This window comes from Mycolicibacterium fallax (assembly GCF_010726955.1).
In the GTDB taxonomy this organism is placed as follows: Bacteria; Actinomycetota; Actinomycetes; order Mycobacteriales; family Mycobacteriaceae; genus Mycobacterium; species Mycobacterium fallax.
In genome coordinates this window covers 2,374,826-2,387,714 of the sequence record NZ_AP022603.1, presented here as the reverse complement: position 1 = coordinate 2,387,714, position 12,889 = coordinate 2,374,826, and the positions used below count along the sequence as shown (strand labels likewise).

The 12,889-nt window shown below is 72.7% G+C and carries 12 protein-coding genes; 2 read left to right on the top strand and 10 right to left on the bottom strand.

Annotation, left to right across the window (positions count from 1 at the left end):
* Positions 1-28: 28 nt before the first annotated feature.
* Positions 29-931, top strand: a complete 903-nt coding sequence (locus G6N10_RS11410; protein ID WP_085096064.1) for a cation diffusion facilitator family transporter — start codon at positions 29-31, stop codon at positions 929-931.
* Between the two features lie 33 nt (positions 932-964).
* On the opposite strand, the gene mnhG is transcribed toward G6N10_RS11410, so the two are convergent.
* From mnhG to G6N10_RS11360, 10 genes are all read right to left on the bottom strand, one after another.
* Positions 965-1,285 (bottom strand): monovalent cation/H(+) antiporter subunit G, encoded by a 321-nt coding sequence (gene mnhG / locus G6N10_RS11405; protein ID WP_085096066.1) that lies wholly within the window; start codon positions 1,283-1,285, stop codon positions 965-967.
* Positions 1,285-1,572, bottom strand: coding sequence for a monovalent cation/H+ antiporter complex subunit F (locus G6N10_RS11400; protein ID WP_085096067.1), 288 nt, complete (start codon positions 1,570-1,572; stop codon positions 1,285-1,287). The genes mnhG and G6N10_RS11400 overlap by 1 nt, the downstream gene beginning before the upstream one ends.
* On the bottom strand, positions 1,569-2,108 hold the full coding sequence (locus tag G6N10_RS11395) for a Na+/H+ antiporter subunit E (protein ID WP_085096069.1): 540 nt from the start codon (positions 2,106-2,108) through the stop codon (positions 1,569-1,571). Before G6N10_RS11395 ends, G6N10_RS11400 begins: the two co-directional genes overlap by 4 nt.
* Positions 2,105-3,715 carry a Na+/H+ antiporter subunit D gene (locus G6N10_RS11390; RefSeq protein WP_085096071.1) on the bottom strand — a complete coding sequence of 537 codons (1,611 nt, stop codon included), beginning with the start codon at positions 3,713-3,715 and terminating at the stop codon, positions 2,105-2,107. Before G6N10_RS11390 ends, G6N10_RS11395 begins: the two co-directional genes overlap by 4 nt.
* On the bottom strand, positions 3,715-4,182 hold the full coding sequence (locus G6N10_RS11385; protein ID WP_085096073.1) for a Na(+)/H(+) antiporter subunit C: 468 nt from the start codon (positions 4,180-4,182) through the stop codon (positions 3,715-3,717). The genes G6N10_RS11390 and G6N10_RS11385 overlap by 1 nt, the downstream gene beginning before the upstream one ends.
* Complete coding sequence (locus tag G6N10_RS11380; protein ID WP_085096075.1) at positions 4,179-7,058, bottom strand: Na+/H+ antiporter subunit A; 2,880 nt, start codon at positions 7,056-7,058, stop codon at positions 4,179-4,181. Before G6N10_RS11380 ends, G6N10_RS11385 begins: the two co-directional genes overlap by 4 nt.
* 140 nt (positions 7,059-7,198) lie before the next feature.
* On the bottom strand, positions 7,199-9,367 hold the full coding sequence (locus tag G6N10_RS11375) for an AAA family ATPase (protein WP_085096205.1): 2,169 nt from the start codon (positions 9,365-9,367) through the stop codon (positions 7,199-7,201).
* A 5-nt stretch (positions 9,368-9,372) separates the two neighbouring features.
* Positions 9,373-10,281, bottom strand: coding sequence for a CDP-alcohol phosphatidyltransferase family protein (locus tag G6N10_RS11370; RefSeq protein WP_085096077.1), 909 nt, complete (start codon positions 10,279-10,281; stop codon positions 9,373-9,375).
* The gene (locus G6N10_RS11365) at positions 10,278-10,976 is read right to left on the bottom strand and encodes a phosphatidylserine decarboxylase (RefSeq protein ID WP_085096079.1); all 699 of its coding nucleotides are present in this window, start codon (positions 10,974-10,976) and stop codon (positions 10,278-10,280) included. The genes G6N10_RS11370 and G6N10_RS11365 overlap by 4 nt, the downstream gene beginning before the upstream one ends.
* A gap of 115 nt (positions 10,977-11,091) precedes the next feature.
* Positions 11,092-12,012, bottom strand: a complete 921-nt coding sequence (locus tag G6N10_RS11360; RefSeq protein WP_085096081.1) for an SDR family NAD(P)-dependent oxidoreductase — start codon at positions 12,010-12,012, stop codon at positions 11,092-11,094.
* Between the two features lie 49 nt (positions 12,013-12,061).
* Here G6N10_RS11360 and G6N10_RS11355 point away from each other — a divergent pair, with 49 nt between their 5' ends.
* Positions 12,062-12,874, top strand: a complete 813-nt coding sequence (locus G6N10_RS11355) for an adenylate/guanylate cyclase domain-containing protein (protein ID WP_109750506.1) — start codon at positions 12,062-12,064, stop codon at positions 12,872-12,874.
* Positions 12,875-12,889 lie beyond the last annotated feature (15 nt).

The following is a 12,889-nucleotide window of genomic DNA, read 5'->3' as shown; positions in this document are numbered from 1 at the left end:
GGCGGGCCCGACGGGAGACGATGAGCGGATGCAGACCTCGGCGCACGACCTGAGCCGGTGGGGGCTGCTGAGTATCGCCGCCGCGATCGCGACGATCACCCTCAAGACGGGCGCTTGGGCGCTGACCGGATCGGTCGGCCTGCTCTCCGACGCCGCGGAATCCGTCGTCAACCTGATCGCCGCCGTCGTCACCTTCATGGCGTTGCGGGTCGCGGCCCGGCCGCCGGACCGGCGGCACAACTTCGGCCACTCCAAGGTCGAATACCTCTCCGCGGTGCTGGAGGGGCTGCTGATCGCGGCGGCCGCCACGGTCATCCTGATCAGCGCCGTGGAGCGGCTGCGCAACCCGCAGCCGTTGCAGAACCTCGGCGTCGGCCTGCTCATCTCGGTGGTTGCGGCCGGGGTTAACGGGGTGGTCGGCACGCTGCTGCTGCGGGTCGGCCGGACGCATCGGTCGCTGGCGCTGGAGGCCGACGGCAAACACCTGCTGACCGACGTGTGGACCACCGCGGGCGTGGTGGTCGGGGTGGGGCTGGTCGCGCTGACCGGCTGGCTGCCGCTGGACGCGCTGGTCGCCATCGGCGTCGCGATCAACATCCTGGTGGTGGGATTCCTGCTGGTCCGGCGGTCGCTGTCCGGGCTGATGGATGTGGCGATGCCCGATGCGGAGCTGGCGGCGGTGCAGCAGGTGCTCGACGGTTTCCGCGGCGGCGAGGTGAGCTTCCACGATCTGCGCAGCCGAGTCTCCGGGCGGCAACGCTTTCTGCAGCTGCACATGCTGGTCCCCGGCGACTGGCCGGTGCAGCGCGGCCACGACCTGGGCGAGGCCGTCGAGCAGCAGCTTCGGTTGGCCGTCGACGGCCTGGTCCCGATCATTCACCTGGAGCCGGCCGAGGATCCCCGCTCCTATGAGTCCTGGCGGCTGCGCTGATCGCGGCGCAGTGTCGCTACACCGCGGACTCGTTCAGTCCTCAAACTCGTCGACGGCGAGCCGCTCGGTGAGGTTCTGCTCCCGGTAGGCCAGCTGGCCCACCCGCTGGGCCACCACCGGCGCGGTGATCAGGGTGAACATCCCGGTCAGGATCAGCATGCCGACGTCGACGTTGCCGCGCAGCCGGATCGCCGCCCCGGCCAGCACCAGCAGCAGCCCGAGCACCTGCGGCTTGGTGGCGGCGTGCATGCGTGAGAGGGTGTCGGGGAACCGGACCACGCCCATCGCGGCGGTCAGCGCCAGCGCCGACCCGGCCAGGATCAGCGTTGCGGCGACGATGTCGGAGATGCTCATCAGGATCGGCGCTCCGGGTCGTTGGGGGTGTCGGTGTCGGGCACCCGGAACCGGGCGATGCTGACCGAGCCGACGAAACTGATCAGCGCCAGCGCCGCCAGGCTGTAGGTCACCGAGGTGTCCAGGCTGAACGCCGCCCAGGCGCCCACCCCGCACATGGTGACCGCGACCAGGGTGTCCAGCGCGACCAGGCGGTCCAGCGTGCTGGGCCCGGCCAGCAGCCGATACATGGTGATCGCGGCGGCCAGCATCAGCAGCGTCCCGGCGACGACGAAGACCGCGCTCATGACAGGGCTCCCGACTGCGCGTCCTCGATCGGCGGGAAGGCCGCATTGACCAGCCGCTCCACCTGCTGGACCTGCGCGTAGAACTTGGCGACGGCCCGCTGCGAGCCCACGTCGAGCACGTGGATGTAGACGATCCGGCGGACCTGGTCGATCTCCAGCACGATGGTGCCCGGGGTCAGGTTGATGATGTTGACGGCCAGCGCCAGCATCAGGTCCGAGCGGATCGCCAGCTGCGCGCGCAGCACCGCGGTCAGCGGTGGCGGTCCGGGCCGGATCGCCAGCCACGCGGTCTGCAGACTGGACACCACCAGGTTCACCGCCAGGTAGCCGACCAGCCGCAGCACCCCCAGCGGGCGGACCCGGCTCTGCACCGGCACCGGTGGCAGCGGCAACGCGAAGGTGATCAGCAGCGCGAGCACCAGGCCGGAGAGCAGGTTCGCCCAGGACACGTCGCCCCACAGCAGCATCCACACCGCGACCAGCCAGGCCAGCATGGCCAGCCGCACCGCCCGCTGACGCAGGCCCGGCCGGGTCATGAGCCGGTCCCCAGCACCGCCGAGATGTACTCGCCGCGGTCGATCACCTGGGTCGCCGCCCGCTCGGCGTAGCCGAAGATCGGCCCGGCGAACACCGTCAGCGCCAGCCCGACGGCGATCAGCGCCATGGTCGGGATCAGCATGGACACCGGCATCCGGCCGACGTCGTCACGGTCGGCGAACTCGATGTCGTCGGCCTCGTCGAGCAGCGCCGACGGTGCCGCCATCGCCAGCGCGCCCTCCGGCGCGTCGGCCCGGGCCCGCCAGAACGCCTTGGTCCAGATCCGGGTGACCACCCACAGGGTCAGCAGGCTGGTCAGCACCGCTCCCGCGACCAGCAGCCAGGCCAGCACCGACCCCTCCCGGCCGCCGGCCTCCAGCAGCGCCACCTTCCCGATGAACCCGGAGAACGGCGGGATGCCGCCCAGGTTGAGCGCGGGCACCGCGAAGACCAGCGCCAGCAGCGGGCTGGCCGCCGCCAGCCCGCCGAGCCGGCGCAGCGTCGAGGCGCCGGCCTGCCGTTCGATCAGCCCGACCACCAGGAACAGCGTGGTCTGCACGATGATGTGGTGCGCCACGTAGTAGATGGCGCCGGCCATGCCCAGCCCGGTGGACAGCGCGATGCCGAACACCATGTAGCCGATATGGCTGACCAGCGTGAACGACAACAGCCGCTTGATGTCGCTCTGGGCGACCGCGCCGAGGATGCCGACGATCATGGTCAGCAACCCGGCCACCATCAGCACCGTGTCCAGGCTGCCGCCGGGGAACAGCAGGGCGTGCGAGCGGATGATGGCGTACACGCCGACCTTGGTGAGCAGGCCGGCGAACACCGCGGTCACCGGGGCCGGAGCGGTGGGGTAGGAGTCGGGCAGCCAGGTGGACAGCGGGAACACCGCGGCCTTGATCCCGAACGCCACCAGCAGCACCGCGTAGATGGCGGTGCGGGTACCGGATTCGACGTGGTCCAGTCGCAGCGCCAGCTCGGCCATGTTCAGCGTGCCGGTGGCGGCATAGGCCAGCGCGATCCCGAACAGGAAGATCAGCGACGACACCATCGACACCATCACGTAGGAGATGCCCGCCCGCACCCGGGTGCGGCTGGCGCCGATGGTCAGCAGCACGAAGCTGGCGGTCAGCAGCACCTCGAACCCGACGAACAGGTTGAACAGGTCACCGGCCAGGAAGGCGTTGCAGACACCGGCCGACAGCACCAGGTAGGTGGGCAGGAAGATCGACACCGGCTGGCGGTCGTCGCCGTCGCGCACGCCCTGCCCGATGGCGTAGAACACCACCGCCAGCAGCACGATCGAGGACACCACCAGCATCAGCGCCGACAGCCGGTCCACCACCAGGCTGATGCCCAGCGGGCCGTAGCCCGCCTCGGCGGGCGACCCCCAGCCGCCGACCTGCAGCACCAGCGTGCCGTGCCGGTCGGTCAGGTACAGCAGCACCCCGCACACCGCGGTGACCAGGGCCAGCGCGGCCAGGGTGATCAGCCGCTGCCCGCGCGGGCGCCGACTGCCGAACAGCGTCAGCGCCGCGGCCACCATCGGGATCAGCACCGGCAGCGGGATCAGCAGCTGCGCCAGCTGCGGCCAGGACATCATCGGTCCTCCGCGGGGCCGGGTAGGGCGTCCAGTTCGTCGGGCTCGTCGGTGTCGGGGTGGGTGACCGGCTCGTCCTCATCGATTTCCGCCGGCGGGCCCTCCTCGGCCTCCCGGGAGACCCGGGTGTCCTCGTCGTCGTCGGCGACGTCGTCGGCGGTGGTCAATCGGTAGGACCGATAGGTCAGCGCCAGCACGAACGCGGCCACGCCCATGGTGATGACGATGGAGGTCAGGATCATCGCCTGGGCCAGCGGGTCGGCGGTGCCGGTCTGATCGGCACTGCTGTAGCCGCGGATCGGCGGGTTGCCGGACGGTCCGCCCGCGACCAGGAGCAGCAGGTTCAGCGCGTTGCTGATCAGGAACAGGCCCAGCAGGATGCGGGTCAGGTTGCGCTCCAGCAGCAGGTACACCCCGCAGGAGGTCAGCGCGCCGATCAGCAGCAGGGGGAACAGGTAGACGGTCATCCGCTGACCGCCGCGTTGGGGGTGGTGCCGGATTCGCCGATCTCGGTGTCCAGCCGGGCGCCGAGGCTGCGCAGCACGTCGAGCACCAGGCCGACGACGATCAGGTACACCCCGAGGTCGAAGAACAGCGCGGTGACCATCTTCACGTGCCCCAACACCGGGACGTCGAACTCGATCAGCGCCGAGGACAGTGCGGGCGCGCCGGCCAGCAGCGAGGCGACCGCGGTGCCCGCGGACAGGCCAAGGCCCACCCCGAGGATCTTGCCGGCGTCCAGCGGCAGGGTTTCGCCGAGCTCGTAGCGGCCACCGGCCAGGTAGCGCAGCACCAGGGCCAGCCCGGCGGTCAGACCCCCGGCGAATCCGCCGCCGGGGGTGTTGTGCCCGGCGAAGAAGAAGTACACCGAGGCCACCATGATCAGCGGGAAGATGAACCGGGTGGCGATCTCCAGGACCAGCGAGCGATAGCGCGGGTCGCGGTAGTCGCTGCCGCGCAGCCAGGTGATGTCGCCGACGGCGGGGCTGTAGGGCACCGGCGTGACGTCGGGCATCGGGTTGGCGTCGGCCACCCGGGGCGCGGTGCCGAACCGGTGATGCCGGAACACCAGCGAGGCCACCCCGGTGGCGGCCACCAGCAGCACCGAGATCTCGCCGAGGGTGTCCCAGGCCCGGACGTCGACCAGGATCACGTTGACGGTGTTGGCGCCGTGGCCGCGCAGGTAGGCCGCGTCGGGCAGCAGTTCGGCAACGCTGCGTCCGCTGCGCGCGGCGATCGCGAAGGCGGCCGCCACGCTGACCGCCGCCCCGACGGCCAGCGCCAGCACCGCCCGCGGCAGCACGTGCCGCCGGCTGCGGACATCGGTTTCGGCGGGCAGCGCGCGCAGCACCAGCACGAAGAAGACCAGCGTCAGGGTCTCCACCAGGTACTGGGTCAGCGCCAGGTCGGGGGCGCCGTGGAAGGCGAAAATGGTGCCGCAGCCGTAGCCGGTCAGCCCGACCAGCAGCACCGCGGCCAGTCGGTTGCGCATCACGATCGCCCCGACCGCCGCCGCCAGCATCAGCATCCCGATCCAGGACTGGATCGGGGTGTCCCACAGCGCCAGCTCCGGGGCGTTGCGGGAGCCGAGGAACAGCACCGTGGAGGGCAGCACCACCAGGGTCGCCAGGATCACCGACTGGGTGAACGGCAGCGAACCGCGCTGGGTCGCCGCGGTCAGTCGCAGCGCGGCGAACTCCAGGCCGCGCAGGGTGGCGTCGTAGATCCGGTCGGCGTTGCCCAGCGGCGGGGTGCCCAGCCGGAAATCGTGCAACCGGGCCCGGGCGACGAACGCGACGGCGCCGACGGTCAGCACCAGCGCCGACAGCAGCACCGGCAGCCCGAGGCCGTGCCACAGGCCCAGGTGGTAGCCGGTGCGGCCGGCCAAGCTGCCCGGGTAGCCGCCGATCAGCCGCTCCAGCGCGCCGGGGAACAGCCCGAGCAGCAGCCCGGCGGCGGCCAGCACCGCCGGGGCGGCCAGGAACGACGGCGGCGGCCGGTGCAGTTCGCGCACTCGCATGGACGGTTCCCGCAGACCCTTGCGGCCGAACGCGCCCCACAGGAACCGCAGGCTGTAGATGGTGGTGAACGTCGCGCCGACGACCAGCGCGCCGAGCACCCAGGGACCCCAGCCGCCGAGCGCCGCGGTGGACAGCAGCGTCTGGAACGCGGCCTCCTTGGCGACGAACCCGAGGAACGGTGGGACGGCGGCCATGCTGGCGGTGGCCGCGGCGGCGATGGCGAGCAGCACCGGTGCCCGGGATCCGAGCCAGGCCAGCTTGCGGATGTCCCGGGTGCCGGTGGCATGGTCGATCACCCCGACCACCATGAACAGCGTCGCCTTGAACATCGCGTGCGCGCACAGCATGGCCAGCCCGGCCAGCATGGTGTCGCCGTCGCCGACGCCGACCAGCACCGCGATCAGGCCGAGCTGGCTGACCGTGCCGAACGCCAGGATCAGTTTGAGGTCGTATTCGCGGACCGCGCGCCAGCCGGCCAGCAGCACCGTCAGCACGCCGAGCCCGACGATCATCGGCCGCCAGGGTGCGGCGTCGGCGAAGCCGGGCGCCAGCCGGGCGATCAGGTAGACCCCGGCCTTCACCATGGCCGCCGCGTGCAGGTAGGCGCTGACCGGGGTGGGGGCGGCCATCGCGCCGGGCAGCCAGAAGTGCATCGGGACGATGGCCGACTTGCTCAGCGCACCGATCAGGATGAGCGCCAGCGCGACGCTGACGGCGGTCCCGGCCGGTGGGTGGGTGACGACGTCGGAGAGCAGGAAGCTGCCCGCGGCCTGGCCGACGATGATGATGCCGACCAGCATGGCCAGCCCGCCGAAGGTGGTGACCAGCAGCGCCTGGGTGGCGGCGCGGCGGCTGGTTGCGCGTTCGGCGTAGTGCCCGACCAGCAGGAACGACAGCACCGAGGTCAGTTCCCAGAACACGTACAGCACCAGCATGTTGTCGCTGACCACCAGGCCGAACATGGTGCCGGAGAACGCCACGAGTTCGGCGGCGAAGCTCGGCAGCCGCTTCTCGGTGTGCTCGTCGTGGTGGTGGAAGTACTCGGCGCAGTAGCACAGCACCAGCGCGCCGATGCCGAGCACCAGCACGCTCATCATCGCGGCCAGCGAGTCGAAGCGCAGGTCGATGTCCATCGACAGCTCCGGCACCCACTGGATGTGCAGGGTCGCGGCGTGACCGTTCGACGGCCAGTTGCCGGCCACCCAGCCCAGCGACGCCAGCGGCACCAGCGCCAGCGGGTAGAAGGCCCGTCGTCCCCACCGGTTCACCAGCAGCGGCGCCAGCACAGCGGCGATCGCATGCGCGAACAGGACGGCGAGCACGGCACTCCTACCTCTCGGCGCGGAGACGCCGGCGTTCGGGGTGTCAGCCGGAAACGGCTAGGGCTTGTGCAACTTTACTGGTGGTCGGGCCCGGCGGGGCAGTTGGCTCGGTGCGACGGCGGGGCCGGGACGCCGCAGGGTCAGCGGCCCGCGGCGAACGCCTGCAGCGCGGCCACCTGCGCCGGATCCAGCGACGGCCGCACCTTCGCCCGGGCGGTGTCGATGTCGGCGGCGGTCACGTCGGCGGCGTCGATCGAGCGGCGCATCGCGGTCAGCGCGGCCTCCCGCAGCAGCGCCACACAGTCCGCGGCGCTGTAGCCGTCCAGGTCGGCGGCCAGCGCATCGAGGTCGACGCCGTCGGCCAGCGGCACCGAGCGGGCCGCGGTGCGCAGGATCTCCCGGCGGGCGTCGGCGTCCGGCGGGGCGACGAACACCAGCTTCTCCAGCCGGCCCGGCCGCAGCAGCGCCGGGTCGATCAGGTCGGGGCGGTTGGTGGCGCCGAGCACCACCACGTCGCGCAGCGGGTCGATGCCGTCGAGCTCGGTCAGCAGCGCGGCGACCACCCGATCGGTCACCCCCGAATCGGTGCTCTGCCCGCGCCGCGGGGCCAGCGCGTCGATCTCGTCGAGGAACACCAGCGACGGCGCCGAATCGCGGGCCCGCCGGAACAGGTCGCGCACCGCGCGTTCGCTGGCGCCGACCCACTTGTCCATCAGCTCGGCGCCCTTGACGGCGTGCACCGACAGCCGGCCCGAGCTGGCCAGTGCCCGCACCAGGAAGGTCTTGCCGCAGCCGGGCGGCCCGTACAGCAGCACCCCGCGCGGCGGGTCGACGCCGAGCCGGGCGAAGGTGTCGGGGTGCTGCAGCGGCCACAGCACCGCCTCGGTCAGCGCCTGCTTGGTCTCGACCATGTCCCCGACGTCGTCGAGGGTGACCGAGCCGACCGCCACCTCCTCGGTGGCCGATCGGGACAGCGGCCGGATCACCGTCAACGCGCCGGCCAGGTCGTCCTGGTCCAGCCGCGGCGCGCCGCCGTCGGCGCTGGCCCGGGCCGCGGCCCGCAGCGCGGCCTCCCGGATCAGCGCGGCCAGGTCGGCGGCCACGAACCCCGGGGTCCGGTCGGCGATCGCGGCCAGGTCCAGCTCGCCGGCGGGCACGTCGCGCAGCAGCACCTCCAGCAGCTGGCGGCGGGTGGTGCCGTCGGGCAGGCTCAGCCCGAGCTCGCGGTCGCACAGTTCGGGGGCGCGCAGCCGCGGGTCCAGCCCGTCGGGCAGCGCGGAGGTCGCGATGAACGCCGCGCCGTCGGCCGCGACCAGGTCGCGCAGCTCGGCCAGGATCAGGTTCGACACCGGCTCGGTGGGGCGCTCGCCGGGGGCCGGCAGCAGCGCGTCGACGTCGGCGATCAGCAGCACCCCGCCGGTGCGGCGCACCGCCGCGGCGGCGTCGCGGACCGCGGCCAGCCGGTCCTCGGCGGCCAGCGCGCCGATCTCCGGGCCGTCGAGTTCGACGAGCTGCCGCTCGGCGCACACGCTGCGCACCAGGGTGGCCTTGCCGACCCCGGCCGGCCCGGTGACCAGCACCCCGAGGTTGCTTTCGGCGCCGAGGGTGGCCAGCAGCTCGGGCTGGTCCAGGGACAGCTTGAGCCATTCGGCCAGCTTGGCCGCCGGGAGGTGGCAGCCCTTGAGGTCGTCGAACGGCACCGCCGGGCGGCGCGGTGCGGTTGGGTCCGGGGTAGCGGTGGGGGCCGGGGCGGCGCCGTCGGACCAGGTCACCACCGAGTTGGGCTGCACGCTGACCGGTCCGGCCGGATCGACCGCCGACACCGTCAGCAGCTCGGAGGTCCAGGTGATGCCGACCGCCGCGGCCAGCGCCGAGCTGGCCGCCGACGTCGAGGTGCCGGGGCCGAGGTCCCGCGGCAGCAGCGACACGGTGTCGCCGACGGTCATCACCTTGCCCAGCAGTGCCCGGCGCAGCGTGGCCGGCGATACCGAGCCGGCGGCCAGCGCCGACCCGGTGACCGTCACCGACCGGGCGCCGTACACGGTGACCGGGGCGATCACGACGGTCGCGTCCTCGCGCAGCCCGGCGTTGGACAGCGTCACGTCGTCGAGCAGCGCGGTGCCGGTCGGCACTCCCGGCCCGGCCGCCCCGACGACGGCGGCGGTGCTGCGCGACCCGGTCAGCGACACCGCGTCCCATTCGCGCAGGCCGAGCGCGGCGATGGCCTCCGGGTGCAGCCGGACCACACCGCGGCGGGAGTCCAGCGCGGCGGTGTTCAACCGCGCGGTCAGGGTCAGCTGCGGGGCCACGCCGATCACTTTCCGCCGGGTTTGCGCAGTCCCAGCCGGGCGGCCGAGCGGCGCATCACCTTTCGGTTGGGGTGCGCGGCGCGGCGGATCTCCCGCCGGGCCTGACGCTGCTGCTTGGGTTTGTCGTCCCACACCTCGGGGTGGCCGGCCAGCCAGGCCCGGGAGCGCACCGCGAACGGGATGTGGATCACGTAGGCGGCGATGATCATCAGGATCACCAGGTAGCCCTGCTGGATGGCGGCCGCGATGAACAGCGCCAGCACCGCCAGCAGCGGCACCGCCATCTTCTTCGGCACGGTGAAGGTGTGGATCTTGCGCATCGGGATGGTGCTGACCACCAGCAGCGACACCCCGACCATCCAGCCGATCACCACCCACTGCGCGGCGATGGTGTCCCACCAGGAGGTGTCGGGGAACTGCAGCTTGGCGGCCAGCGGGCCGATCGCGCCGATGGCGCCCGCCGGGGCCGGCATCCCGGTGAAGAACTGCTGCTCGTAGGCCGGCCCGTCGCCGTGCAGGCGGGCGTTGAACCGGGCCAGCCGCAGCACGATGCAGACCGCGTACAGCAGGGCGACCACCCAGCCGGTCTGGGCCAGCGGTGTGTTGTGGAACAGGCTCAGGTAGACGATGAACGCCGGGGCGACGCCGAAGTTGACGGCATCGGCCAGCGAGTCGATCTCCTCACCCATCCGGGAGGTGGCGCCCAGCATCCGGGCGGCCCGGCCGTCGAGCGCGTCCAGGATCGCCGCGACCGCCAGGAACGCCATCGCCACCGTGTAGCGGCTTTCCGGATCGGGGTGGTTCAGGGCGTCCAGGCACAGCTTGACCGCCGACAGCCCGAAGCAGATCGCCGCGACGGTCATCGCCGACGGCAGGATGCGCAACCCGGATTGGGGTTTGATCCGGGGTTTCACCGCGGAAGCTCCGCCAGCACGGTCTCGGCGCCGACGGCGCGCTGGCCGAGGGCGACCTGCGGCACCGCACCGGCCGGCAGGTAGGTGTCCAGCCGGGACCCGAACCGGATCAGGCCGTAGGTGGCGCCGATCTCCAGGTGGTCCCCGGCGCCGACGTCGCAGACGATCCGCCGGGCGATCAGCCCGGCGATCTGCACCGCGATCACCTCGTGCCCGTCGGCGGTGCGGATGACGACGCTGTTGCGTTCGTTGGCGTCGGAGGCCTCGGGCAGGTCGGCGGACAGGAACCGTCCGGGCTGGTGCACGGCGGCGATCACCTCGCCGCCGACCGGCGCGCGCTGCACGTGCGCGTCGAGCACCGACAGGAAGATCGAGATCCGCAGCCGCGGCTCGTCACCGAGGCCGAGTTCCGGCGGCGGCGCGACGTGCTCGATCAGGCAGACCTGGCCGTCGGCGGGGGCGACGATGACGCCGGGCCGGGTCGGCGGCACCCGGGTCGGTTCCCGGAAGAACGCGGCGTTGGCGGCGGCGGCGGCCAGGCCCGCCGTCCGCACCCAGCGGCGCCGGTAGCCGAGGGCGGCGACCGCGAGTCCGGCGCCGACGAACGGCACACCGGCGCGGTGCATGGGAGGGATCTGGGAGCGGATCAGTCCGAGCAGGTGCGCTGTTTCGGACGTTCGGGGGCGTCGGGCCACCGCGCCAGTCTAGAGAAGGCCGCCGGGGGCGCGGCGCGCTATGTGCGGGCCGGGGCAACCGGGCCGGGTGGCGGTGCCGCGGTGGCGGTGCCGCGGTGACGGTGCCGCCGGCCGGTCAGAGCGGGAAGGTGACGCCGGTCAGCTTCTCGGAGACCTCCCACAGCCGTTGCGCGACGGCCGGGTCGCGGGACTCCCGCGACGATCCGACCGGCCTGGGCCGCCCACGCAGCTCCCCGAGGCCGTCGGGACCGTAGTACTGCCCGCCGATCACCGCCGGGTCGGTGGCCGCGCGCAGGGTGGGCAGCGCACCGGCGGCCGCGTTCTGCACGACGACCGGCGCGATCGCCTTGAAGCCCGGCCGGATCAGGGCGGGCAGGTGACGCATCAGCTCGGTGTCGGAGATGCCGGGGTGGGCGGCCACCGCGATGGTGTCGGCGTCGTCGGCCGACAGCCGGCGCTGCAGCTCGTAGGCGAACATCAGATTCGCCAGCTTGGATTGGCCGTACGCCGCGACCCGGTCGTAGCCGCGGGTCCACTGCAGATCGTCGAAGTGGATGCCCGCCCGGATCCGGTGCGCCACCGAGGCGACCACCACCACCCGGGAGTCGGGCACCGGCAGCAGGTTCTCCAGCAGCAGGCCGGTCAGCGCGAAATGGCCCAGGTGATTGGTGCCGAACTGCAGCTCGAAGCCGTCGGAGGTGGTCTGCCGCGGCGACGGGTACATCACCCCGGCGTTGTTGATCAGCAGGTCGATGCGGGGGTGGGCGGCCTTGAGCTCGGTCGCGGCGGTGTGCACCGATTCCAGCGAACCCAGGTCGAGGCGCTGCACCGACACCGCCCCGGCCGGGCTCAGCGCGCGGATCTCCTCGGCGGCCTGTTCGCCCTTGGCGGTGTCCCGCACGGCCAGCACCACGGTGGCCCCGCGGCCGGCCAGCACCCGCGCGGTCTCATAGCCCAGCCCGGTGTTGGATCCGGTGACGATGGCGACCCGGCCGGCCTGCTCGGGGACGTCGGCCTCGCTCCAGTTGCGGTTCATGGCACTCAACATACGGACCGGGACCGCGGGTACCGCCTAGGGTCGGGGCGTGGACGAGCGAATCGTGCTGGCGGCGGCGGCCGGGGTGCTGGCGCTGGCCGCGATCATCACTCTGGCGGTGCTGCTGGCGGTGTCCCGACGGCAGTTGGCCGCCGCGCGCGCCGAGCTGACCGAGCTCCACGAGGCGGCGGGCCGCCGTCGTCGCCGTCGGATCGGGATCGCCCCGCTGGCGGTCAAGACGGTGTGGCAGACCGCCGATTCGCTGCTCACCAAGGGCATCGGGGCGACGGTGCGCAACTCGATCGAGGACCTGGCCGGGTGGGCCCGGGTGGAGCGGCCGGACCTGGCCCGGCTGACCGCCGACGGTGAGGTGGTGATCGCGTTCTCCGACATCGAGGGCTCGACCGAACTCAACGAATCCCTCGGTGACCGGGACTGGGTGAGGGTCCTGGACCGGCACAACAAGCTGGTCAGCAGGCTGGTCGAGGAGCACCGCGGGCACGTGGTGAAGAACCAGGGCGACGGCTTCATGATCGCGTTCGCCGACCCGGGGCAGGCGGTGGCCTGCGGCATCGACATCCAGCGGGCGCTGGCCAAGCCGGACCGGGGCCAACCCATCCGGGTCCGGATCGGGATGCACCGGGGCAGTTCGGTGCGCCGCGGCGACGACCTGTTCGGCCGCAATGTGGCGATGGCCGCCCGGGTCGCGGCGGCGGCCGCCGGCGGGGAGATCCTGATCAGCGAGGAGGTCCGCGACGCCGTCGTCGACGACCCGGACATCGAGCTGGGGGCCCCGCGGGTCGTCGAGCTCAAGGGCATCCGGGGCGAGCACGAACTGTTCCCGGTGCGGATCCCGGCCTGACCCGCCCCGGCGGGC